The sequence below is a fragment of the Actinomadura sp. 3N407 genome, from assembly GCF_052245875.1.
Taxonomy (GTDB): domain Bacteria; phylum Actinomycetota; class Actinomycetes; order Streptosporangiales; family Streptosporangiaceae; genus Spirillospora.
Genome location: NZ_JBQQBP010000012.1, coordinates 89,454 through 110,875 on the forward strand (window position 1 = coordinate 89,454; position 21,422 = coordinate 110,875).

At 68.8% G+C, this 21,422-nt stretch carries 25 protein-coding genes; 8 read left to right on the plus strand and 17 right to left on the minus strand.

Annotated elements, in window-relative coordinates; translation table 11 throughout:
- The first annotated feature begins 13 nt into the window (after positions 1-13).
- Positions 14-1,774, plus strand: a complete 1,761-nt coding sequence (locus ACTWPP_RS27895) for a RapZ C-terminal domain-containing protein (protein WP_443107351.1) — start codon at positions 14-16, stop codon at positions 1,772-1,774.
- A gap of 360 nt (positions 1,775-2,134) precedes the next feature.
- Positions 2,135-4,144: a hypothetical protein gene (locus ACTWPP_RS27900; protein WP_443107352.1), complete on the plus strand. Its 2,010-nt coding sequence runs from the start codon at positions 2,135-2,137 to the stop codon at positions 4,142-4,144.
- 880 nt (positions 4,145-5,024) lie between these two features.
- Here ACTWPP_RS27900 and ACTWPP_RS27905 read toward each other — a convergent pair.
- The 15 genes from ACTWPP_RS27905 to ACTWPP_RS27975 form a co-directional block, all read right to left on the minus strand.
- Entirely contained in the window at positions 5,025-5,384 is a 360-nt protein-coding gene (locus tag ACTWPP_RS27905; protein ID WP_443107353.1) for a hypothetical protein, read from the minus strand.
- Positions 5,385-5,538: 154 nt separating this feature from the next.
- The gene (locus ACTWPP_RS27910; RefSeq protein WP_443107354.1) at positions 5,539-5,799 is read right to left on the minus strand and encodes a hypothetical protein; all 261 of its coding nucleotides are present in this window, start codon (positions 5,797-5,799) and stop codon (positions 5,539-5,541) included.
- Positions 5,800-5,805: 6 nt separating this feature from the next.
- Entirely contained in the window at positions 5,806-6,261 is a 456-nt protein-coding gene (locus ACTWPP_RS27915) for a transcriptional regulator (protein ID WP_443107355.1), read from the minus strand.
- Positions 6,258-6,563, minus strand: coding sequence for a hypothetical protein (locus tag ACTWPP_RS27920; RefSeq protein WP_443107356.1), 306 nt, complete (start codon positions 6,561-6,563; stop codon positions 6,258-6,260). The genes ACTWPP_RS27915 and ACTWPP_RS27920 overlap by 4 nt, the downstream gene beginning before the upstream one ends.
- 2 nt (positions 6,564-6,565) lie before the next feature.
- Positions 6,566-7,237, minus strand: coding sequence for an HNH endonuclease family protein (locus ACTWPP_RS27925; protein ID WP_443107357.1), 672 nt, complete (start codon positions 7,235-7,237; stop codon positions 6,566-6,568).
- A gap of 100 nt (positions 7,238-7,337) precedes the next feature.
- Positions 7,338-7,679: a hypothetical protein gene (locus tag ACTWPP_RS27930; protein ID WP_443107358.1), complete on the minus strand. Its 342-nt coding sequence runs from the start codon at positions 7,677-7,679 to the stop codon at positions 7,338-7,340.
- A gap of 12 nt (positions 7,680-7,691) precedes the next feature.
- On the minus strand, positions 7,692-8,249 hold the full coding sequence (locus ACTWPP_RS27935; protein ID WP_443107359.1) for a hypothetical protein: 558 nt from the start codon (positions 8,247-8,249) through the stop codon (positions 7,692-7,694).
- A 42-nt stretch (positions 8,250-8,291) separates the two neighbouring features.
- Complete coding sequence (locus tag ACTWPP_RS27940) at positions 8,292-8,945, minus strand: hypothetical protein (protein WP_443107360.1); 654 nt, start codon at positions 8,943-8,945, stop codon at positions 8,292-8,294.
- A gap of 205 nt (positions 8,946-9,150) precedes the next feature.
- Complete coding sequence (locus tag ACTWPP_RS27945) at positions 9,151-9,339, minus strand: hypothetical protein (protein ID WP_443107361.1); 189 nt, start codon at positions 9,337-9,339, stop codon at positions 9,151-9,153.
- A 222-nt stretch (positions 9,340-9,561) separates the two neighbouring features.
- Complete coding sequence (locus ACTWPP_RS27950) at positions 9,562-10,071, minus strand: hypothetical protein (RefSeq protein WP_443107362.1); 510 nt, start codon at positions 10,069-10,071, stop codon at positions 9,562-9,564.
- A gap of 37 nt (positions 10,072-10,108) precedes the next feature.
- On the minus strand, positions 10,109-10,474 hold the full coding sequence (locus ACTWPP_RS27955) for a hypothetical protein (protein WP_443107363.1): 366 nt from the start codon (positions 10,472-10,474) through the stop codon (positions 10,109-10,111).
- Between the two features lie 264 nt (positions 10,475-10,738).
- A complete protein-coding gene (locus ACTWPP_RS27960; RefSeq protein ID WP_443107364.1) occupies positions 10,739-11,344 on the minus strand; it encodes a hypothetical protein in 606 nt (201 codons plus the stop codon).
- On the minus strand, positions 11,341-11,982 hold the full coding sequence (locus ACTWPP_RS27965; RefSeq protein ID WP_443107365.1) for a hypothetical protein: 642 nt from the start codon (positions 11,980-11,982) through the stop codon (positions 11,341-11,343). The genes ACTWPP_RS27960 and ACTWPP_RS27965 overlap by 4 nt, the downstream gene beginning before the upstream one ends.
- Positions 11,979-12,185: a hypothetical protein gene (locus tag ACTWPP_RS27970; RefSeq protein WP_443107366.1), complete on the minus strand. Its 207-nt coding sequence runs from the start codon at positions 12,183-12,185 to the stop codon at positions 11,979-11,981. The genes ACTWPP_RS27965 and ACTWPP_RS27970 overlap by 4 nt, the downstream gene beginning before the upstream one ends.
- Before the next feature lie 18 nt (positions 12,186-12,203).
- Positions 12,204-14,354 (minus strand): hypothetical protein, encoded by a 2,151-nt coding sequence (locus ACTWPP_RS27975; protein WP_443107367.1) that lies wholly within the window; start codon positions 14,352-14,354, stop codon positions 12,204-12,206.
- Between the two features lie 565 nt (positions 14,355-14,919).
- Between ACTWPP_RS27975 and ACTWPP_RS27980 the strand changes: the two genes are divergently transcribed.
- From ACTWPP_RS27980 to ACTWPP_RS28005, 6 genes are all read left to right on the plus strand, one after another.
- The gene (locus tag ACTWPP_RS27980; RefSeq protein ID WP_443107368.1) at positions 14,920-15,384 is read left to right on the plus strand and encodes a hypothetical protein; all 465 of its coding nucleotides are present in this window, start codon (positions 14,920-14,922) and stop codon (positions 15,382-15,384) included.
- A gap of 324 nt (positions 15,385-15,708) precedes the next feature.
- On the plus strand, positions 15,709-17,097 hold the full coding sequence (locus ACTWPP_RS27985) for an Eco57I restriction-modification methylase domain-containing protein (RefSeq protein WP_443107369.1): 1,389 nt from the start codon (positions 15,709-15,711) through the stop codon (positions 17,095-17,097).
- Between the two features lie 122 nt (positions 17,098-17,219).
- Positions 17,220-17,444, plus strand: a complete 225-nt coding sequence (locus ACTWPP_RS27990; protein WP_443107553.1) for a DUF1707 SHOCT-like domain-containing protein — start codon at positions 17,220-17,222, stop codon at positions 17,442-17,444.
- 78 nt (positions 17,445-17,522) lie between these two features.
- The gene (locus ACTWPP_RS27995) at positions 17,523-18,023 is read left to right on the plus strand and encodes a hypothetical protein (protein WP_443107370.1); all 501 of its coding nucleotides are present in this window, start codon (positions 17,523-17,525) and stop codon (positions 18,021-18,023) included.
- Positions 18,023-18,922, plus strand: coding sequence for a metal-dependent hydrolase (locus tag ACTWPP_RS28000; RefSeq protein ID WP_443107371.1), 900 nt, complete (start codon positions 18,023-18,025; stop codon positions 18,920-18,922). Before ACTWPP_RS27995 ends, ACTWPP_RS28000 begins: the two co-directional genes overlap by 1 nt.
- A 438-nt stretch (positions 18,923-19,360) precedes the next feature.
- Positions 19,361-19,756: a hypothetical protein gene (locus ACTWPP_RS28005; protein ID WP_443107372.1), complete on the plus strand. Its 396-nt coding sequence runs from the start codon at positions 19,361-19,363 to the stop codon at positions 19,754-19,756.
- Between the two features lie 172 nt (positions 19,757-19,928).
- Here the strand turns inward: ACTWPP_RS28005 and ACTWPP_RS28010 are convergent, their stop codons facing one another.
- Positions 19,929-21,068, minus strand: coding sequence for a C40 family peptidase (locus tag ACTWPP_RS28010; protein ID WP_443107373.1), 1,140 nt, complete (start codon positions 21,066-21,068; stop codon positions 19,929-19,931).
- Positions 21,065-21,271: a hypothetical protein gene (locus tag ACTWPP_RS28015; RefSeq protein WP_443107374.1), complete on the minus strand. Its 207-nt coding sequence runs from the start codon at positions 21,269-21,271 to the stop codon at positions 21,065-21,067. Before ACTWPP_RS28015 ends, ACTWPP_RS28010 begins: the two co-directional genes overlap by 4 nt.
- Positions 21,272-21,422: the final 151 nt, after the last annotated feature.

Below are 21,422 nucleotides of genomic sequence, written 5' to 3' on the forward strand. Positions count from 1 at the left end.
CCGGAGGACGATCATGCACGAGATCAGCATCACCACGTTCGGCTACCTGCATGGCCCCGCCCCGGCCGCGCACCTGACCGTCGACCTGCGCGAGCACTTCCGGGACCCGCACGTCGACCCGGCGATGCGGTGCCTGACCGCCCGCGACATCGCCGTGCACGAGGCGGTGCGGACCACGCCCGGCATCCTGGGCCTGGTGGACGCCGCCGAGCACGCGGTGCTGGCCTACCTGGACGGCCCGTCCGCCGGGCCCGTCACCATCGCCGTGGGATGCGCCGGCGGCCGCCACCGCGCCGCCACCGTCGGCGACCTGCTGGCCACCGGCCTGTCCGAGACCCACGGCCTGGCCGTACGTCTCGGCCACCGCGACCTGGACAAGCCCGTCGTCGACCGGCCTGCCGCCGGGCGGGTGCGGGTGGTCGACGAGGCCGCGCCGATGTACGTCACGCTCGCCGACCGGCACACCCTGGCCGGCCTGCCCGGCCCGGTCGGTCCCGGCACGATGCTGGGTAGCCACCTGACCGCGGTGACCGACCCGCGGCGGCTGCCCGTCGGCGAGCTGGTGTTCGAGCACCATTACGGCAACCGGATCGAGGCCCGAGCCTTCCTGGCAGGCACTGCCACCGCCCGGCTCCTGGCCGTCCGCGACCGGGGCGACGACGGCTGGGAAGTCGTCGGGGACGCGCCCCTGGCCGGGCTGCTGGGACCGCAGGCAGACGAGATCCTCGCCACCGCCCGGATTGCCCGCGAATACCTGCGCGGCGACACCGACGCCTCCCCCGCGGCCGCCCGCTACTACGCCGTGGCCGACGCAACCAGCGAGGCCATGGGCACTTGCCTGGACGCGGCTCTGGCCGCCCTGGCCGCCACCGGCGCCGACCCCTGGTGGTGGTCAACGGCCGTGTCGTGCGCCTACGGCCACGAACTGGTGGCGATCGCCGCCGGCGACCTGATCGGCACCGTCCCCGAGTGGACGCCGGCCGCCTACGACACGCTGATGGCGCCCTGGCTGGCCGCTGGGTTCGGCTGCGGCGCCTTGGGTGGGGTGCCAGCGTCCCTGCGGTCATGGTCGGTGCCGTTCCCCGGGTACGCCCCGGTGGACATCACCCCGGCCGAGCTGCAGCCCGGCGAGGGCCTGGACGCCAGCGTCGCGGCCGGGTGGGCCGAGCCCGCGACCGGCCCGACGGAGCTGTTCGACCTCGCCGACCGCCGCGCCGACGCGCTCATCGCCTTCGAGGTCGACGGCCGCGGGCGGCCGCTGCACCCGGCGGGGCGGACCGGGCGGACCGGCCGCAACCTCGGCAAGTGGGGCGAGAACGCCGCGGCCGACGCGATCGTGGTCGCCGGCACCGGCTCCGCCGACCGGCGGGTGCTGCTGATCCGCCGCGCCGACTGCGGAGCCTGGGCCATCCCCGGCGGCATGCGCGACCCCGGCGAGAGCACCCCGGCCGCGCTCGTGCGGGAGCTGCGGGAGGAGACCGGCGTCGACCTGGCCGCGCTCACCCCGCACATCCTGGGCAGCACCCTGGTGGCCGACCCCCGCGAAAGCGACCACGCATGGGTCGCCACCACCGCGGCGCTGTTCCGCCTGCCCGCACCGGTGGCTGCGGCCGCCGCCGACGACGCCACCGATACCGGATGGTTCCCCTTCACAGACCTCGGCGTGCTGGAGGAGGCGCTGCAGCGCGCCGGCGGTGTCCTGTACGAGACGCACCGGCCGCTGCTCACCCGGGCGCTGGACCACCTGCAAGGCGACTCACCCGCCCGGTTGTAGCATCCGCGTTCTGCTGTCACACGTCGGCGCTGTGAGCTGGCCGGGGCAGCCGCGCCTGTAGGAACGCCCGGAATGCGTGGCGCCGTAGGCGATCATGGCGCCTGTGCCCTGGCCAACTCGGTGGCTACGGGGTTGGGAGGCCGAGCTCGTTAAGCCCTTCAAGTAGGCGCTTGAGGGTGTGGGAACGTGGGCTCAGGGCGATCACCTGGCCGTCCTGCTGGCGGATGATCTCGGCGCGAGAGGACAGTGACCGGGCCGTCACCGTTCCAGGGCGCCGGGCCATGTGTCCGACTGCGTGGGCCAAGGTCCAACCCATCCGGCGGGAAGCCCAGCGTCGCCCAGTGCTCTTCGTTAGTTGGGATGATGGACGTCGTGACGGACCTGGCGAACTGGAAGTCGCGCGCCGCAGACCTTGACCCGGCTGTGGCGGCGGAGGTATGGACCGACCCCTCGGCGCCTGCATCAGTACTGCGTGACCCCCCGGCGGCCGTGGTGGAGTTCCTGCTCGGCGACGGAGCCTGGCAAGGCAGCCTCTCGGCCGTAGTACGCAACCCGGCGCTACCGATGAGCGTGCTCGCCACACTGGCGACACGGGCCAAGGGACACTCCCGTGCCACGATCTCCCGACACGTGCTGCGGTCCCGGGCCAACGTGCCGCAGTTGATCGCGGCGGCTCCGGCGATCACCGCCGCCGAACTGGGAAAGGCTGTCGACGGCCTGCTGAACGGATGGGAGCATCGGCAAGACCCCAGCGCGGCACAGACCACGTTGGCGAAACTGCTGCGTGCGTTCACCACGTCGTCGAACGTCCGGTGCCGGGCTCTTGCAGCTCAGGCGTTCCCCCTGATCGTGGGGCCGCGCCACCGCTACTCCAAGGGCGAGGTGTCGGCGACCATACTCATCGCTGATCCGGAGGTCGCGGTGCTGGTCGCGTTGGCCCGCAACTACCACATGCGCAGCCTGCCGGAGTCGGAGCAGGGCTTGGCTGTGCGCCGAGCGCTCCTGGATAACGCCTCGCCGCGTGTGCGCGCCGCGGCCCGCCGCGCGGGCCTACACGTGCTCGACAGCCACATCTTTGCCGCGCTCTCGGCAGCCGACGGCCAGCCCGTCCCCGTCGATGCTGCTGCGTCCGGGATGGAGATGGCCGACCCGCTGGATGATCCGGCGCCTAGCGTGCGCATGACCGCGATCACGAACGGCATCTCTGAGCAGGACGGCGCCCGCTGGGCCCGTGTACTGGCCGACCCGAGCCCGCAGGTCCGAAAAGCCGCCGCCACACGCGGATACTTCACGCCCTCCTTCGTGTGGGCCGCCCTGGCGAAGGACCCAGATCCGGCCGTACGTGCGGCGGTCGCCCATTCCCGCTGGGCGCCTGCGGAGCTACAACGCCGGCTCTTGTCCGACGTAGACCCGAAGGTGGCAACGGCCGCCGAAGCTCGCGATCCGCTCTCCCGGCCGGTGGGGGTACGCCCGAGCCTGCCTGCGGACGGGGAAGTCATGCTGCCGGTCAGCTTCACCCACGACCAGCAGCTTCGTCGGCTCGACTTCACCGCCGTCACTCTCAACCTTACCCAGCAGCACCACCTGGCGATCGCGGCGCGCACCACTACCGAGGCCCGCGCCGAAGCACGCGCCCGCGTGATCGCCCGCCTGGGAACCTCCAGGGCAGCGCGCTGGGTGGCCGACCGCTGGGAACGTTGGTGCGATGTGTTCGCGGTCCCCGCGCCGGCACACTCCATGATCGGGTTGGAGCGCAGGCTCGCCGCGCCGTTCGTCGGGGCGGCGACCGCTGATGATCGCGTCACCAGCGCGCTCGCACTGTTCGACGCCGTCCTCGGCCTGGCCGCCGCACCTGGTTTCGCGGTGCCAGACCATCGTCCCGAACACCGCTCCGACGCCCTGCACGCCAGCGCCAAGGAACAGAACGAGCAGGAGGCCGCCGACCTGGCGCTGCTGACCGGGCCGTGGGAACAGGTCTTGCTCCCCACACCGGTCACTGTGGACACCGTGTACGGACCGCGCACTCCCGCCGCACGACGACTGCTGACCACAGCGGCGCGGTTGCCCCGCGCCCGCCTGGACTCTGTGCTCACCACGCGCATCAGCATTGACGACCAACGCTGGAGATCCGCTCGCCGCGAGGCGGTCGACGCGGTCGCCGGCCCGCACGACCAGGTATACGCCGCGCACTTTCTTTTCTGGGACGCCGTGACCGCGGCCGAACTCGCCGCCTGGCAGCGCCCCACTGACCCGCTGCTGGCCGACGCCCTATGGGCCGCCGGCGCGGTGGTGTTGTATGGCGAGCAGATGTCGGCGGCCACAGTCGAGATCCTGACTTCGCCCTGCGCCGCCGCAGGTCTCTTGCTGTGAGCGGCTTGGAGTTCCGTCAGCCAAGTCAGGCGCGTGCCGGATAGCGTTTCGGCCGAAACACTTTCCGGCCAGGATCCGGTCAGTCGCTTTCGGACATCAGTTCGCCGGTCGCGGTGTGCAGCTCGATGTCCCTGGCGGCCGCCGTCAACGATGCCTGGGTGACGTTCTCCCACGTCTCCTTGTCGGTCTCCCCGTTGGCCGCCGAGCTGATCCGGTAGGCGTCCTCCGCCCGGGACGCGTGCGCCTGGACGCAGCTGACCAGCCGTGCGCCATCTGCATCGCCTGGTAGTCCTGTTCCGCGCTCTTGTCAAGCTGCACGATCATCCCGAAAGGGGCCAGCAGCCGCTTGAGGTCTGCCCCCTCCGAACAAGAGGATTCGACGACGATGCAGTGAACGGGGCCAGAACCGTTTCGGTGGCGGCATAGTCGTGCTCCGGCGAGGCTCGGGGGGTTCTCGCCGGAGCACGAGGTCAGTGGACCGCCAGGCCCCAGAGAGGACGGAACCGGGGTGCCTGACGTAGACAGTACACCGGTTTTCTAGTGATGCCAATGTCCGGCAATGGTTTGAGCCCCATGTACGCGCTTCTTAGGCGGTCTTCGGCGGGTACCAGCGATGCGTCTGCCAACCGTTCTCGATCAGCCGGTACAGCCCACGCCGATACCTCGCGTGGTCGGCGCGGGTGAGCGCGCCGGCCGCCATCAGCGGTGAGATCTGGGCGTGGGCCCTGCATGGCAGCGGATCTGCAGCATCTCCTGCTCACCAAGGGCTTTCTGGGTGTCCCAATGGTCCTCGCGCTCGGGCTGATAAGCGTGGCAGGCCATACGTATGTTGCCCTTCCTAGGTGATCTTGAGTCCGATCGTCCTGAGATTTCCCAATCCCTACGTCGTGTTGAGCGCTTCCCAGATCAGTTCGTCGAGCAGGCGGTGAGCGAGCCCGTGTTTCGAACCGGGCGCTGCGCCGCGCTCCCCAGGCGAGACCACTCGCAGAATCTCGGTGTCTTCCTCGCGTCCGATCAGCCACACGCCGCGTGCGTGTGCCTCTACGAGCGCGCGGTCGCCGATGCGCGCCCGTGGGGTGACGGCGACGCGGGCGCTATAGGAGGCCCATCGGGACGCACGCTGCACTGCGCGAAGGGGGTCCTTGCGGTAGGTGATCGTTGCGTACATCCGCACGGGACGGGGCCACCAGGGCGCTGGCCCGATTCCGGTGAGGAGTTCGAGGTGCAGCAGGTCGGTCACCGGTGGCTCGTCCCGGCGCGCTCTCCCTGACGGGTCCAGTTCCGCGAGTACCGTCACCGGCTCTCCCCTGAACTTCACGGTGATGTGCTGTCCTGGCATGCCCAACAGATCGAGGGTCCGCTGGGTTATGGAGCCAGTCACGGTGACTCCCTGATCAGTTGGTGGGCCAGAGGAACACGGCACGGACCGCGGCCTCTGGAGCCTCGGCGTGCTCGTCTGGCCTGCGTGTTGCTTGCCGATCCTCCTCGGTCATGTATCGCTCCCCGTACCAGGTGGTCTCGGCGGCGTACATGGCGACCTCGGTGTTCGAAGCGGGCGAGAACCCGTTCCCCTCGGTGTCCTTGGCGAGTATGACCGGGGTGTGGCCGGGGACGTTGAGGGCGTCGAGCTGCTTGCGGAGCTCGTTGAGGGTCATGGTCGTTCAGTCCTTTCCGGCGATGATGGCAGCGGTGATGGCGAGGAGGCCCACGTGCCAACTCTGATCCAAAGCGTTCGGCCCCGACCCGGGGCCGTGCCGGTCGAGCCAGGTCTCCCGCTGCACCGGGAACTCGTCGTAGAAGGCTCCCTTCCCGAGCGCGTAAGCGAGCCGCTGCGCGAACGGACGGCGGTCCAGCAGGTAATGCGTAGCCGCGTTGAACGCCAGCCCGGCCACGACGCGACGCGCCTTGAGACGCTCGCCCGCCACAGCGGACACGCCGGCGAGCGCAACAATCTGTACGGCAGTGAGTTCGGCGACGTGCCGGGCGCACGCCGCCCGCGCGGGCCAGCCGTGCCCAGCCTTGGCTTGGGCGTCGTCGCCGGACTGGACAACGTGGTCGGCCCAGATGCTGGCGGAGTTGAGAGCGGCGTACACGCCGCCGATTCGGCCGAGGCTCATGTTTTCCCGCCCTGGTTGCGCTGGATGCGGCGATGCAGGTCGGCGAGCGCGGTCCGGGGGGTGAACCGGGTCTGGAGTTTGGTGAGGATGCCGCTCATCGCGGAGCCAACGACGGCGTCGATCTCGAAATGCATCAGGTCTGCGGCGGAGTGCTTGCCGGACCCGGTGGCTGAGGTGATCAGGGTGCGGTCGTCGGTGAAGAGCGTGATAGCGAAGTCTGCATCCTCGCCGATCTCGCTGGCGTGGACGCCGTGGTGGTGCGGGAATGTGGGCTGACCCGGCGTGGGTGGGGCTGTGGGCATGATCACTCGCTCCCTCGGCAGCGAGTGAGAAAGCCGCGGAGAGCTTCGCGGTCAGCGTGAGTTACGGGCAGCGTGTACTTGTGGGCGACGGCGATGTACTTGATCGCGTAGGTGCACTGGAAGCTCTTCCGCGGTTTCCATTCGCCGGGGCCGGAGTCGCTCTTCTGCTGGTTGGGCACGCCCCAGACGGCGAGGAGGTTGCGGTGGTCGTTGGCGAACGTCTCCCGCTTGTCCTCGCTCCAGCGTGAGGCGCCCATCCGCCAGGCGAGCGCGAGCGGGTAGAGGTGGTCGATCTGCACCTCGGCGGCGTCCTTCTTGGCGAAGGTGATGTCCTTGCCGCTGTAGGGGTCGTGGAGGCGGCCGGTCATGACGATGCAGCTGCCGTCCTTGCCGACGTTCTCCAGGTCCCGGGCGAGGACGTCGTTGCGCTGGTCGCAGCCGTTGCGGTCGGTGTCCTTCCAGCGCGTCCCGAACGCGGCCCGCTCGTAGTCGTCGCCGGCGCCCTCTGCCTGAACCTGCAGGCTGGACAGGGTCTTGGAGGCCGCCGAGGCATCGCCGGGGTTCCCGGAGTTGGCGCCGGTCTCTGACAGTCCGACATCCATGGTGCAGGACGCAGCGCCGACCGCCATCGTCAACAGGCACGTTGTGATGCCGAGTCGTTTGGCCTGCTTCATCGGCTCTCCTTGTCCAGCAGTCATCACGGCGGCGATGGCACACCAGCCAACGTGTGACGTATGGCTAGGTGCGCTGGCCGGCGTCTTCTCAGGTCCGGGTTCACGTCCCACTCGTGTCCTCACCGCCCAGCCGTGTGATCAGCGCCTCGATGTCCGCCTCCTCGGCGGGCTTCGGTGGCGGGCCGTTCCGGGTAGCGCGGAACTTCTCCCGCAGACCCGGGATCGCGTCGACGCGGACCATCTCCTCATACATTCTGGTCAGGGCCGTGAGGTGTGACGCCTCACCGGTCCGCTGGTACGCGGCCATCGCCTGAATCGTGCAGGTGTAGAAGTCGCGGCGCTCGATGTCGTCGAGGTGGTTGTACACCTCCATCGCCCGCACCACGGCCGGGTCGTCCACCTTCACGCCGGTGGACTCTTCCACGAGATTGATCGTCCTCATGACCGCACCCCTTTACAGATCGGCGATGACGGCGCCGGCGTGGGCGTCGGTGGCGTGCCCGTTCTCTACGGCCCAGGACGCCAGGTCCAGCGGGTACCGCTTGTCGGTGTAGTAGATGATCACACGGGTGTCGTCGTGATCGACGGTGTTGGACTCGCTGCCCGCGTCACCGATCTCGGCGACGACGGCCGCTGCGGATTCGGTCGACACGCAGACCAGGGTGGTCCACGGCATCAGCCCGAGGACCTTCGCCCCGGCCCACTTCATCTTCACCGGATCGGCGAAGCCGTTCCCGGTGTCGACCAGCTTGTGCCGGTCGAGTTCCTGGAACGTGGCCGCGTTGAACACCTTGCCGGTGGGCTTGTGCGCCCACCGGCCGCGCGGCGCGTCATCGAACACCACGCCTTGGCCCTGGTCGTGATCGGCGATCAGTTTCAGCAGCAGCCTTGCGGCGGCACTCCGGCACTGCAGTACCGGTTCGGAGGCGTCGCAGCGCTTGTCGATGCGGTCCAGCAGCTCGACGACCTGGGATGCGTCGTCGGCCAGGTCGTCCATGGTGGAAGTGTCCATGTGTCCTTTTCCGGTGGTGTTGGGTCCCCGCCTGACCGGGCGTCAGGCGCAGATCTTCTTGGCGCCGGGCGCGGCGTCGCCGAACGCGGCCCGGTAGGGGGCGGTGAGGAGGTCGTGGGCCTCGGCGGTCCAGCCGTCGACGGTGTCGATCAGGTCGCGGGCGGCGATGGCCACGATCTCGTGGCCGAAGGTGCACGCGAACGCGTACGTCGACCACCAGAACCGGTCGGCGCCTTCCTTGGCCAGCGCGTCGAACGCGCGCTCCTGCGCGTCGTTCATCTCGTCGAGGGTGTCTTCGACGAGGTTGTAGTAGCGGTCCTCGGGGTCGTCGCCATCGGCATCGAACTCGCCGTGCAGCTTCTCGGCGCACAGCGTGGTCGCCTCGATCACCTGCTCGCCTTGCGGGCCGAACACACCCTGCCAGGACGCGTCACCGGTCACCCGCCACGACGGCGCCTCGAACCATACGGCCTCACCGTTTCCGCATTCGGTGGGGCCGGTGAGGGGCTCAACCGTGACCAGCTTGACCACGGTCTTGCCGGTGATGGTCTCCTCCAGCATGGGCGGTTCCACGTCCAAGAGCAGCTCGCTGAAGGGCAACATGCGCGGGTCGGTTACGGCGATCGGATCTTCTTCGATGACCGAGCCGATCCCGACGTTGGGGCCGTCCTCGACCAGAGTGATGTAGGTGGTCATGACATCTCCTTGTCTGCCCGGCGGAGCGGGCGTGAGGGGGTGACGGCCGTCGAGCCGTCAACGAACTGGACCAGGACAATGCGTGTCCCGGCACCTTCCACTGGGCGATGACGCGCACGAGGCTGCGCCCCTCCCTGATGAGCTCGGTCCTGATGTGGGACCCGTTCTGCATGGCGGGGGGCACAGGCAGCCGGGGCGGCGGGCACTAGTAGAGCAGCCCAACCATGCCGCCGGGCTGCCGGCGACCCTGGGGTGCCGTGGCCACCGTCATGGGGGACCAGGCGGTGATCTCCCGCTCGCGGGTGCCGTCGCCACGGTTGGCCTCCGTGGTCAGCTCGAGCGCCCGCGCCGGCCGCTCCAAGCCGGTCAGTCCGTCGGAGCCGACGGTGAACATTCGGCGTGCTCGCGGCGTGCGACGACAATCGCGGAGGCTGAACCGGCCGCTCGGGGGTGGGGATACCGGACCCGGCGGATCGATTGCGGGTCCCATCGTCGTGAGTGACGACGGCGCCGGCGTCTCCGAACTGGGCGTTGGACCGCTCGAGGTCTCGGTCGAACACGGCCTGCGGGGGCAGACCCGCGGTCGCGGGTCTGCCCGGCGCGGCGGTCATGTGCGTCACCGTGCCCTGTCGGCGTCGTAGGCGATGTCGTACAGCCGTTCGTATTCGTCCTGCCCAATCGTCTCGACGATCTCGTCGGTGTCGCCAACGGTTCTGGCGGCGTGGCCGCTCGCGGTCTCGGCGGTCAGCCGAGTGAGGCGCGAGTCGTCAAAGTAGACGCACGGGTAGTTCTCGATGGCGTAGGTGTCGCCTTCGTCGTTGCGCTTGGCGACGTGCATGAGCGCGGCGCCCTTGTCCCGGTCGCTCATCTCGCCCCAGGCGGGCAGGTCGGTGATGTCCTGGAAGACGACCGTGGGGCCGACGGTGACCTGGACGGAGACGTCCTCGTCCAGGTCACCGTCGAGATGGACGGAGATGTTCAGGATGCCGCTGTCGTCGTAGTAGAAGTAGCACTGTCGACCGTCGGGCAGCTGAATGCAGGGCAGGGTTTCGGGGTTGTCGGGGTCGGCGGGCAGGAACCGTGCGCCGTGGTTGTGGGCGCGGGCCTGTTTGGCGGTTAGAGCCATTCCGGGGGCGCTCCTTCGCGGGTCGTGCGGATGGTCTTCAGTGGCGGACCTGACTGTGGACCTTCACGGCGTCCCACCGGGGACGGCCGTGAACATCGCGGCGGACATGCTGGATGAGGGCGGTTCCGCCTTCACGGACGGCGCGGTGGGCTTCGTGCCAGAGGGGACGGTCGCGCTTGTGATGCCCGTTGCGGATCATGTGGGCGCTGCCGTACCGGACGATGCCGGCTCCCCATCCGAGGTGGTCCCTGTCGCCGGGTATTGCGGCAACGAGACGTGTGTCGCTGGGGGCCGCGATGTAGTCGCGAGCTCCGGCGGGGTGGTGGATGCGCAGGGCGGTTCCGGCCGGGATGTTCACCACCACAACGTCGTGGGCGGCGGGGTAGATCTCGACCAAGGACATGCCGTGGTTCACCTTCCTGGCAGGTTGGGCCGCTTACCCAACCCTCATAGTGTATACCGGTATAGCATCCTTGTCGAGATTGTGGCCTCCCATCGGGTGCGGCCTTGGTAATGGTTGGTGCCAACGGCGCAGCCGAGGGCCAGAGCGTCCCGTTGGACGACCTGGCCACCGTCTCGCCCTACATCACCCACACCGCCCGACCAGGCCCAGGCACCCGGCTCGACCTCGAACACCGCGTTCTGTTCGCACCGAAGACTTGACGGACTAACGGCGCCTCAGCGTCACAGTGCCGGTGAGGGCCTCGGCGGCGAGCGCCCCGACCTCGGCCGCGACGTCGAGGCAGGGCGGAGGTCCGGCGACTTCCAGCCCATCGATGGTTCCACCGGGCACGTCCGGCGCGATGGTCCACTCCCAGGGCTCCGGCCCCCTGCCGTGGTCGTATCGGCAAAGTTTGACCAGCAGCGGCGCCTCGCCGGACGGCCCCCACGGCGGCGTCTCCGACTGACGGGGCAGGATCACGTACCCGTGCGCGGGGTTGTCCCCGGTCGGTCCTTCGACCGGCGCGACCGGCACGCCCAGCCGCTCGGCGGCGGCCCGTGCCACGGCGCCCAGCAGCTCGATGGGGTCGACGGGCCGGGTGGTCGATGCGCGCCGCGCGGACCTGACGACCGCCTCCAGGATGCGCCCGGCGAGGGCGTCTTCGCCGTAGGGGGCGGTGTCGGCGCCGGTGACATCGTGCCGGTCGGCGAGTACGGCGCGGACGTCGGCCAGCGCGGCTGCCGCCTTGGCCAGCAGCGAGGGCAGGATGTAGGCGCTATCGAGCTTCGCGGCCTGCGCGATCGCTGCGTCAGCGTCGGTGTGGATCTTCATTGGGCCCCTTCCAAGAGGTCGATGGTTTGTGTGAGGGCTTCGTGAATCTCCGCGCCGGTTGCAAAGAGGTCCGAGGCCAGGCGGTGCACGTCGGAGGAGGGCAGGGTGATGGTCAGCTCGGTTGCATACTCATCGGCCGGGTCCATCGCGATCTCGTCCACCTGGACTGTGTCGAGAATGCGGGCGGCGGTTTCGTAGGCACCGCGGCCTGCGACCGCCACGATCGATGACACCTTTCGGTCTCGGTCGAGGTGGATGGTGGCGACACGAAACCCTTTCCAGATGCGATATTCCGGGCTGCCCATCGCAGGCCGGATGGGCAGGGGTGGAACGTCGGTCATCGCTTCGGATCCCTGCGAGTTCTTCAGTGCTTCCCGGCCGGCGTCGGTGACCTTCCATGGATACTCGCCGATGTCAGGGCCCTCGGCGATCCTTTCGCCACGTTCGGCCAGGCCACGTCGGCGCAATGCCTCCACTGTCCGGCCGACGTCCATGCCGAGGCCCCCGCCGCGGCCAGAGGAACGTTGGTCGACGCGCCGCGTTGCCCAGCCGCACGCCAGGTGACGGCGGTCCCGGACGTTCCCGTCAGCGATGGCGCGCAGCACCTCCCGCTGCCGGTCCGAGAGTCGGACGCTCATCGAGATCCTCCCGTGGTCTCGTCGGCCGCCCGGGCGCGGCCGGCGGCGCGCAGTTCCTTCAGGTCGGGAATGTGGTTGTAGAGGATGCCGGGCGGCACGTGCAGGAGCCGGGCGATCGACTCGATCGGCCGGTTGGGGTCGGGTAGCAGGTCCCGCGCCGCCTTCAGCGGGTCGGCGTCGCCGACCCGCTGGACACCGCCCACCGGGCCACGTCCGGGGGTTCAGGCCGCTGGGCGGACGCCGGGGCCCCTGACCGGCATGGTCGCGTACCGGGCTGTCGGGTCGGGTTCAACCGTGTGTTGGTGTTCGCGGCGGGCGGGTCGGTCGCTGTTGGCGGCCGGTGGGTAGCCCTGTTGTGGGATGCCGAGGGACGCCACGACTTCGGCGGCGGTCGGTGCGGGACTGGAGTCGTACCAGGCCAGCGCTTCCTTGATCTGGGTGATGCGGGCGGGCATGCCCTCGTCGAGGTACTGTCCGCCGGTCTGCCGGGTGTGGTAGCGGGCGTCACGCCAGATCCGGCCCACGCTATGGGCGGGGACGCCGGTGTCGTCGGTGACCTGGTGGGAGGTGGGGGGATGCAGGCCCAGCGCGGATGCGCGAGGCAGGGATGCCCGCAACACGGTGAGGATCTGCGCGGCGCGTTGTTCCACGTCCGGGCTGTGCTCACCGGCCCCGGCGTGAACCGCTTCGGCGGCGAGTTGGTCGTCGTCGAAGGCGGCGAGGGCGTGCCAGCCGTTGCCGCGTGCCCACACTGCTGCCTGGGGGTCGGGGCCTTGGATGGGCCCGGCGCCGGGGGCGTGGCGGCGGAACCGTTCGGCGAGGCGTGTCCAGCCGTGCTTGGTCGCGCACTGGTCTGGGGTGAGGTGGGCGCCTTCCAGGCATCGCGCGAGCCGGGCGATGCCAGCCGCGAGGCCGAGTTCGACGGTGTCGGTGTCGGAGGTCATGAGGATCCTGACGGCCCTTTCGGGGTAGTCGATGAGCCGTCCGATCCGTTCGGGGCTCCACTGCTGTGCGGCCAGGCTGCGGGCGAGGCGGCGGGGTTCGGCGGCGGAGATGGGGGTGCTGGGGCCGGGTTGGTCTCCGATGCGGGCTGCGGCGTCGGTGACCGCATCGACGAGTGTCTTCGGCAGCCAGGTCGGGGTGTCGTGGCTGGTGAGGGCGCTGCGTAGCGTGCGGGGGTTGAGGTCGGCGGCGCGGGCGATGTCGTGGGTGGACCAGCCTCGCCGGTGGAGCCGGTTCACTGCGTTGAGCGCGGGTTCGGCAGGTGCGAGCCCGGCGATGTAGGCGACCAGGTCGTCGGCGGTCAACGCTAGGACTCGACCGCGGGTGCGGGCGGTTACCGCCTGCTGGCGGGTGAGGATGCTGCAGGTGGTGGACGGCGCCAGTCCGGCAGCACGGTCGATGATCATCTTGGATGCGCCGGGGACGGTGTCCAACAGCATTCGCAGGTGAGCGATGGTGGTGTCGGCAGGCACTCGCGCTTGGCGTCCGCGGGCCCGTTCTATGGTGACGGCGGCGAGGGCGGCGGCCAGGGGTATGGGGATGTAGTCGGGCCGGGTGTGCAGCAGCTTGATGACGAGGTTCTCTTTGACGCCTGCTGCGGCTGCGATCGTGGCGGTGGTGACCGCGTCCTCGGAGCCGTTGTCGAGGAGCTCGGTGAGGTTGGTCAGGGCCGCGTCGGCGTCGACGTAGTTCATGGCGGCGGCCAGATGTTCGGGGGTGATGGCCAGGACGCGCTGTTCCAGGTCGGCCGATACCGCCTCCCAGGAGTGCAGGATCCCGGTGATGGTGGCCTCGTGGGATTGCAGTTGCCGGGCCAGCATCGGGCGGGACGTCTGAAATACCTGGGTGAGCAGCCGGGTGAGGTGGTCGCGTGACGGTTTCACCGGGACGCGGCGGCGCGGTGTGGACGGGTTGGGGAGGGTGAGGCGCGTGTCGGCCCCTTCCCCGCGCAACAGCAAGGTCTCCAGCCGCCGCGCGTGCTTGGCGGGGATGAACGCGGGTGAGGTGTCCAGCAGCGCATCCACGAAGGCGGTGCCGACCTTTGCGGATTTCCCGATCCGCTGCCTGGTGATGGGCGGCCCCGCTAGGAGGAGGCGGCGGACGTGCGCTGCGGCAGCGGCGGCGGGGACGTACCCTGCGGCCCGCGCGGCCTGGTCCACCGTGATCGCGAGGATCTGGTTGTGCGTCGTGGTGGGGATGGTGTCGCGCTGCCCTCGCGCGATGGTCCCAATGGTCTCCGGGCTCACTCCGGCCAGCTCGGCCAGGACGCTGTTGGAGACGAGGTGCGCTCGGCTGCGGAGGTCGGCGATGTGCGCAGCGGCGCGGCTGCCCGGTGTCTTCCCTCGGCCCGGCGCGGCAGAGTCGATCATGGATTACCTCCCAGGAAATGGGTCGCTTACCCACCCCTCTACTGTACACCGGTATACCCATGCTTGGGGAGTTCGCCGATGTTTCCTGAACCACAACCGTCACAACCAGCCGCCCCCGGCTGAAGCGCCGTCGCAGGCTACGCCTGCGAATGCCCTCCTCAGGCGGCACGCACCCCGAGGACTTAGGCGAGGCCACTCCCGAATACGGCACCTCCGCACGGCCGCGTAGGATTGCATGTTCGCCGAGGATGCGGGGCGCCGGACCGTAGCCGAAAGCCCGCGAGGCTGCCGGTGGGTCAATGGATGGGGGCCGTGCACTCCAGCGCGGCAGGCCGACTCGCGTCTGATCCCGTTCACTGCTTGGGGCCGCCGGCCCCCACCCACCGGACAGGCGGTGCAGGATGTAGACCAGTTTAGTGTCGCTGATCCCTGCCACCTGGGCCTTCTCTGCCGGACTGCTATGGCCCACGAGACGTGGGGTGTCGGTGCATGCCCGTACCGTTCGGAGTGTGTGCGCTTTCCACGCATCTGTGAACTCAGGCGGCTTGGCCGAGAGGAGCCGATGATGGGACACCTGGAACCCGCCGACGACAGGGTGGTGCTGGACGTCCGCACGACCGGGGAGGGCCGCGTCCAGGAGATCGCCGCGCTCGATATGACCGGGACCGTCCTGCTGGACGAACTGCTCGACACACCAGGGCCGGCGCCGCGGGTCGGGGTGCGGTGGACGGAGCTCCGCCCGCACCTGGAGGAGTTGCTGAGTTGCCGCAGGATCATCGCCGCGGACCCAGCGAGGGTACGGGCCGCGCTGCGGCGGGAGGCGACGCTGGAGGCCGATGAGCCGTGCATGAAGGTGGATGGGGAGCCGGATCCGATCGTGGAACGGTGGTTGGCGTCGTTCGCATGGGTGCCGGCGCCCGCCGCCGCAGTGCGTGCCGCAGCTGAATGCCGCAGGTGCGGGGGCGGTGCGGTGGACGGGTGCCGGGCGCTGCTGTCGTGCCCTCACCTCGGCACGGAGAGACGCCCTTAACCCAAATACTGTACACCGGTTTATATTCCAAAGGCGGCTTGGTGCTTGGCTGAGTGACACCAGGGACCAGCCTCTTCCGTGACTCTGCACACCTGTACGGGGCCGACGTACGCGACATCACTGTCGCTGTCGGAGCTAAACCGATGTACACTTAGTAGGTCAGGTAAGCGGCCTGGCTCCTTGGGAAGGACTCTGTGTGCCCTGTTACTCCGAAATCGGGGATCTCTCCGGACGTGGCGCTCCTGCGCCGCCCCGAATGTGGATCGGCCTGCTCGGCGGCCGCAACGCGGCCACGCACGGCTTCGTCCGCGGCCGGGGAATCCAATGATCGGCATAACCGGGTTCTCTGGCCTCACCTGGCGCGACGCGGTGGCCCAGTCTCGTCCCGGAGAGAGCGAGCTGTGGGCGGCCGGCCAGCAGCTGGTTAAGCAGCTGGCCCGCAAGCTGGGGGAGCAAGCCGCAGTCGGATGGGTCCACACTGGCGCGGTCCTGAGCCACGCGGGGCTGTACGGGTTGATCCCGTCCGTCCCATTGGACGATGCCGCTGCGATCCGCAAGCAGTGCGAGCTTCTCTCCTCGACCCATCCGGCGCTGGCCGGCTTCGCTGACCCGGACGTCAACTCCATGTGGACCGCTGGCCTGGACGATGCCGACGCCGCCATGATTGGTCGTCTCTTCGACGCGCACACCGTCGCTGATCTTCCCGCCGTGCCGGATGGATACCGGATCGGGAACCTCTACCAGCAGCTGTCCGTGGACGCACGCAAGAACCGGGCCCTGTGCCAGACGCCGCAGTGCGTGACGGATCTACTCCTTCAGTTGTCCTTGGATCATGCGGTTGACGAGGCCGGCTGGGACCAACTGCCGACTCTGAATATGATCGATCCGGCATGCGGGACCGGTCATATTCTGGTCGAAGCCTTCCTCAGAATTGAGGCATGGCGTTCGCTGCACCCGAAGGCTCCACGTCGCCAGGACTCCCTTGATCGGGTTGTCGCAGCACTCACCCAAGTACACGGCGTCGATCTCGATCCCTACGCCGCGCTGATCGCCCGGTATCGGCTGTGCGCCTTGGCGGCCGCCATGACCGGAGGCCGGTTCTGCGATCTGCCTCACGACCTGCCGGTCCAGGTCGTTGCGGCTGACGCGCTGCTCGACGACTCATCACCGCTGCTCAAACGCAGCTCCTACGACGTCGCGATCGCCAATCCCCCCTACATCACCTGCAAGGACGCGACGACACGGGCTGCGATCCGCTCCAAGTACCCGAACACGTGCTATCAGAAGTTCCCGCTGGCTCTCCCGTTTCACGAGCTGATGGTCGAACTGCTCCGCCCAGGTGGATGGTGCGCGCAGCTCACCGCCAACTCCTTCATGAAACGCGAATTCGGTAAGCCGTATATCGAGAAGTTCCTTCATGGCCTTGACCTGCGCTGGGTGATCGACACCTCGGGCGCTTATATCCCCGGCCACGGCACCCCCACGGTGATCCTCGTCACCCGCAACCGGCCGTCCCGCGAAGACGAGCCAGTGTTCTCCATCCAAGGAATCGCGGGAGAACCCAGGGTGCCGGAGCATGTCGCCCGGGGGATCGTCATCTCGCAGATCCGGAACCTGGTTCGTGAACGCGACGTCGCCGCGCGGGTGGACGCGCTGCTCGACGGCTCACACAGCACCTCGACATCGTCGGTGAATTCAAGGACTCCATCGTGACGACCATTGCACGGGCCACCAAAATCGCCGGCCGGATTCTGCGTGCACGGGTCCCGCTCGGAGTGCCCGTCATCCTTGGAACTGCCGTGTGGGGGATCCGGCGGCGGAGGTCGAGGCCACTGATGTGGGTTCGGCCCAGCAGGAGTACAGCACCGTACTCCAGCACCCCTGTGACCAGCCTCGACCGGGAGCAAGTCCTGGCGGACCTCGTTCAGCACAGCGTCGACGGCCGCATCACCATCGCCGAACACGCCGAGCGCAGCGGCCAAGCATTGCGCGCCTCTACGTGCAGCGAATTGGCTGCAGTGACAGCCGACTTGCCAGTACCGGAATCCAGAACCGGATAACCGGAACCGAAGACAGCCGCCGGAGGCCATGCATTCGCCCCGGGAGCACATCCTCAGCAGATAAAGGAGGACCTACTCATGTTGAAAGGCACCGACGACACCGAGGCGCACCTGATCATCGCGTTGGAAGCTGCCGTCCCCCTCCATATCGAGGGCATGAAGGACTGGTCCGTGGACCGGCGAATCGGTGAAGCGCGTCGTGTAGTCGACATCGTGGCATCTCAAGGCGACGTCCTGCAGTTTCGTTCCAAGAAGCGCGGTGAGTCCGCGCAAGCCTTCAACGCGCTGGCGCGCGGCATGGCGGTGGCCGCCTTCCAGCCGGGCGGAGTGACCTTCGGCCGCAGCTCTCGCGCTCACTGGTGCGTCTATCCCCACCCGGGATGCCCGCAGCGGCGCGGCCGTCCTGCCCCCGACTGCTGCGTCTGCGAGTTTCTGCTCTGCCCGATCGCCCGCGGCGAGGATGGCCGGTGTCCATCCCACGCCGGCTGCCGCTGGTGCCGCAACGGCTGCGCTCCGGAGTGCGCGCACCTCGCTCGGCCCGTCTCCACCACCAATAGGCGGGGCGGTGGGGTGCGATGATGGGCAGGACTCACGCGCTGAGCGGTGCGATGATGTTCGGGCTTGCCGCTCCCGTCGCCTCCTATGTGACACCCCTTTCCCTCGCCGAACTCGCGCTCGGCACCGCCGTGTGCGCTGGTGGGGCTGTGCTTCCAGACATCGACCATCCCGGATCCGGGGTGAGTCGGACGTTCGGTCCGCTCACCCGCGGGTTCGCTGTCGTGATCGGCCGACTGTCGGGTGGCCACCGCCGGGGTACCCATTCGCTCCTGGGCGCGGCCGCGTTCGCGGTGCTCGTGTTCGGCAGTACCGCCTTGTACGCCGGCAACGGTGTCTGGTTGCTAGCCGGCCTCGGCGCGGCCGCCCTGCTCATGGCGATCGGCGCGGCTGTGGCCACGACTGAACCGAGGCGCCGTAGCAGGCGCCCTGTCGCTGGCGACCGCCGAGGCCGGCGTCTCGCCGTGACTGCTGTGTGTTTGGTCGGGGTCACGGTTCTAGGGCTGGTGGTCGTTCGCTGGGGGCGGGTGCTCGGCACTGCCACACTCGCCGTGGTGATCGTTCTCGCCCTCTCAGCGGTGGCCCGCCTGACTCGATTCGCGAGGCGGTCGCCCCTGTATGCCGTGGGCAACTTCGACGACCTCCTGCCGATTCCGCTCACCGCCGCGCTGATCTACTGGCACCTCGACCTGCGGGTTGTCGCGCCTGCCCTGCTCCTTGGTGTGCTCACCCACATCGCAGGCGACATGATCACCTATGGTGGGTGCCCGCTCGGCTGGCCATGGTCTCGAGCGTTGCGAGGCCCGCAGTGGTTCGGGACCAACTCGTCGACTGAGCACGGCCCCGTCTGGGTGGGGTGTGTGCTGGTCTTTGCTGCCACCGCCGCTTGGAACTCGGGTTTGGTCGCCGTTCTGACGAGGTGACCTCGCGACGACCCCGATTCCAGATCAAGCCACCATGCTATACTGGTGTACAGTATTCCCTGATTTGGCCTTCCACCGCCTCGGGCGTCGCTGGTCCGGCTTGATCGTTAGGCCCACGCCGCCCGCTTGGGGGTGGCGCCGGCGGCGCCCTTTGTCCTCTGGGTGGAATAGGAGCAGCGCGACTTCGCATCCATCGGCGCTGGACGTCACCGACGTCGGCGACGACCTCCGCAGCTGCCCTGTGGGACTCGTACTCCAAGCACTCCGCGGTTGTACCGCACCGCCACGCCTGCCGAGGTGAGAGCGCCGCCTCGAACGAACTCAATCCAGAAGTCAAGGAGATGAGATGAGGGGAGAACCGTGACCGTACTCGCGTGTGCCGCTATTACTGCGGCCCATAGCATCTCGTGTGATCGGCCGTCGACCCATCAGGCGGTCGTGGAGTTCGCCCCTGGCCTCACCGGCGCGTTCTCCGTTTGCGGCGAGCATGCAACAGGAGTGCTGCCAGCCCTGTGGACGCGGGTGGTCTCGGCGCACGTGATCGCGGTCGAGCTCAGGCTCGGCAGCCAGCCGGATCGCTACGACGTCGTGCAGGCGGTGGCGGACTTCGATGGTGTTCCGCCGGCTCTGGGGTCGGTGGTCCGCGACGGGGGTGGTGCATTCTGTGCGCGGCTGTTGTGCGCCGGCGGACTGGGGGGCCTGGCCGGGGCCCAGATGGTGAGGATCGGCCAGTTCTGTGAGCTCAGCGATGCGGCGAACGCGATCGTCGATAGATGTCCCACGGTCCGGGCCGCGCTCGACGCGGCCCGGATGGAGCTGGTGATCGCCGCGTGAGCGCGGGATGCGCGTCCACGCGGCTGGCGCCGGCAGCGCCGTGTCCCCGCGGGTGCCCGTGGTCTCGCCGGTGGTGTTCGCCAGGGCACCGTACCTGTTGGCCTTGGGGAGGCGTTGACGGCACCATGCGGGTGGGGTCGGCGATCTGCGGACCTGCCTCGCCGGGGCGCGATCATCGGGCCGAGGGGCTGCCGGCAAGCGCCGCGGGGGCGCGGTCGACAGAGTTGATCTTCTGTCGAATGTCCGGGCGGGCGAGGGGGCGTGTAGCGCCAATCCAGTCGCTTCGTGTCTTGTAGTTCTGCACGCCAATCGCTGGAATGCATGACGAACACCGTGCGACGATCATCGTGCCTGCCTGAGGGTCGATCACGAGGCCGACGTGGCCAGGGTTGCCGGTCGATGTCCCCGGTCCGGAGTTGAAGAAGACGAGGTCTCCCGCTTGTTCGGCACCTTTGGGGATGCGAATCCCGAAGGGCCATTGTTCGAAGGTGGTGCGGGGGATCCTGATTCCGACGCTGCGATAGGCGGCTTGGATGAGGCTGGAGCAGTCCCAGGCGTCCGGCCCGGCGGCGCCGAAGACGTACGGCTTTCCTCGTTGCGCCATGGCGAAGGCGATGATCCGTCCGACCAATCCCGATGCGGGGATGGAGCCCAGGCCGGGCGCTCCGCAGTTGTCCTGTGGAACACCGGCAGGATCGACGGTGGGGAGGGCACGGGCGCCGCCGTATCGTTTGGCCCAGGCGAGGACCAGGTTGACGTAGCCCCAAGAGTGGTTGTAGGCGTACAACGCGGTGCGAGTTCGTTCCGGTGCGCCACTGTGCTGGAGGTAGCGCGCGGCGCCGGGGATGGCGTCGGCTGGGTCGTAGCGGTCGGCGCGGCCGTCCTGGTTGCCATCGACACCGAAACTGTTCCAGGTGGAGGCCAGGAACTGCATTGGGCCGCCCGCACCAGCGTAGTTTTCTCCGCTGTGGACGCCGGGCTCGTTGCTGGTTCCGTGGCCGCTTTCCACTTTGCCGACGCCGGCGAGCAGAGTCCAGGGCAACCCGTACTCTTCACCGGCCTTCTGATAGAGCTGAAGGTAGGTGGCGGGGATCGCTTGCGCGTCTCCGCCCGGGGATGGCTGCCCTCCGACCAGTCCGGGGTTGTCGCAACTCGATGGCGGGGACAACGACATGAACGTCATCGGGATGAGCACGGCGACGAGTACCGCCAGGAGCGCGAGCGTAGCGACCACTACGCAGCCAATGGCGCCGACGGCGCCCGCGTCCTGTTGGAGGATGGAACGCGGCGGATGCCAGCGGGGCAGTCTCATTGGAAATCCCTGTCGGTCAATGTCGCCGGCTCCACGCTTTGGACTTGCCAGCGGTCAGAGGCCTTCTGGACCTCGACGGCGAGAAACTGGGTGTCGGTCGCCGCTCGGGCCCGCTGCATGGTGGTGCGTTGCCGAACCGTGACAACGAAGACGATCGATGAAGGAGTGAGGGCACGAATGCTGGTGGCCGAGGCGTCGGCCACCGCGTCTCGTCGCGCCCGTCGGCGGTCGTCGATGAGCCCGGGGGCCGTGAGGAGCCCACTCAGATCACGCAGGAGTTCCGGGCTGGCCCACTGCCGAAGCCGAGCCACATGGTCACGCGGATCCTCATTCCACCGGTACGTCCCGTAGGCG

Excerpts from the sequence above, each read along its gene's own strand:
- ACTWPP_RS27895 (WP_443107351.1), top strand. The coding sequence starts at position 14 with ATGCACGAGATCAGCATCACCACGTTCGGCTACCTGCATGGCCCCGCC.
- ACTWPP_RS27900 (WP_443107352.1), top strand. The coding sequence starts at position 2,135 with ATGATGGACGTCGTGACGGACCTGGCGAACTGGAAGTCGCGCGCCGCA.
- ACTWPP_RS27910 (WP_443107354.1), bottom strand. The coding sequence starts at position 5,799 with ATGACCCTCAACGAGCTCCGCAAGCAGCTCGACGCCCTCAACGTCCCC.
- ACTWPP_RS27915 (WP_443107355.1), bottom strand. The coding sequence starts at position 6,261 with ATGAGCCTCGGCCGAATCGGCGGCGTGTACGCCGCTCTCAACTCCGCC.
- ACTWPP_RS27920 (WP_443107356.1), bottom strand. The coding sequence starts at position 6,563 with ATGCCCACAGCCCCACCCACGCCGGGTCAGCCCACATTCCCGCACCAC.
- ACTWPP_RS27925 (WP_443107357.1), bottom strand. The coding sequence starts at position 7,237 with ATGAAGCAGGCCAAACGACTCGGCATCACAACGTGCCTGTTGACGATG.
- ACTWPP_RS27930 (WP_443107358.1), bottom strand. The coding sequence starts at position 7,679 with ATGAGGACGATCAATCTCGTGGAAGAGTCCACCGGCGTGAAGGTGGAC.
- ACTWPP_RS27935 (WP_443107359.1), bottom strand. The coding sequence starts at position 8,249 with ATGGACACTTCCACCATGGACGACCTGGCCGACGACGCATCCCAGGTC.
- ACTWPP_RS27940 (WP_443107360.1), bottom strand. The coding sequence starts at position 8,945 with ATGACCACCTACATCACTCTGGTCGAGGACGGCCCCAACGTCGGGATC.
- ACTWPP_RS27945 (WP_443107361.1), bottom strand. The coding sequence starts at position 9,339 with ATGTTCACCGTCGGCTCCGACGGACTGACCGGCTTGGAGCGGCCGGCG.
- ACTWPP_RS27950 (WP_443107362.1), bottom strand. The coding sequence starts at position 10,071 with ATGGCTCTAACCGCCAAACAGGCCCGCGCCCACAACCACGGCGCACGG.
- ACTWPP_RS27955 (WP_443107363.1), bottom strand. The coding sequence starts at position 10,474 with ATGTCCTTGGTCGAGATCTACCCCGCCGCCCACGACGTTGTGGTGGTG.
- ACTWPP_RS27960 (WP_443107364.1), bottom strand. The coding sequence starts at position 11,344 with ATGAAGATCCACACCGACGCTGACGCAGCGATCGCGCAGGCCGCGAAG.
- ACTWPP_RS27965 (WP_443107365.1), bottom strand. The coding sequence starts at position 11,982 with ATGAGCGTCCGACTCTCGGACCGGCAGCGGGAGGTGCTGCGCGCCATC.
- ACTWPP_RS27975 (WP_443107367.1), bottom strand. The coding sequence starts at position 14,354 with ATGATCGACTCTGCCGCGCCGGGCCGAGGGAAGACACCGGGCAGCCGC.
- ACTWPP_RS27980 (WP_443107368.1), top strand. The coding sequence starts at position 14,920 with ATGGGACACCTGGAACCCGCCGACGACAGGGTGGTGCTGGACGTCCGC.
- ACTWPP_RS27985 (WP_443107369.1), top strand. The coding sequence starts at position 15,709 with ATGATCGGCATAACCGGGTTCTCTGGCCTCACCTGGCGCGACGCGGTG.
- ACTWPP_RS27990 (WP_443107553.1), top strand. The coding sequence starts at position 17,220 with ATGTGGGTTCGGCCCAGCAGGAGTACAGCACCGTACTCCAGCACCCCT.
- ACTWPP_RS27995 (WP_443107370.1), top strand. The coding sequence starts at position 17,523 with ATGTTGAAAGGCACCGACGACACCGAGGCGCACCTGATCATCGCGTTG.
- ACTWPP_RS28000 (WP_443107371.1), top strand. The coding sequence starts at position 18,023 with ATGGGCAGGACTCACGCGCTGAGCGGTGCGATGATGTTCGGGCTTGCC.
- ACTWPP_RS28010 (WP_443107373.1), bottom strand. The coding sequence starts at position 21,068 with ATGAGACTGCCCCGCTGGCATCCGCCGCGTTCCATCCTCCAACAGGAC.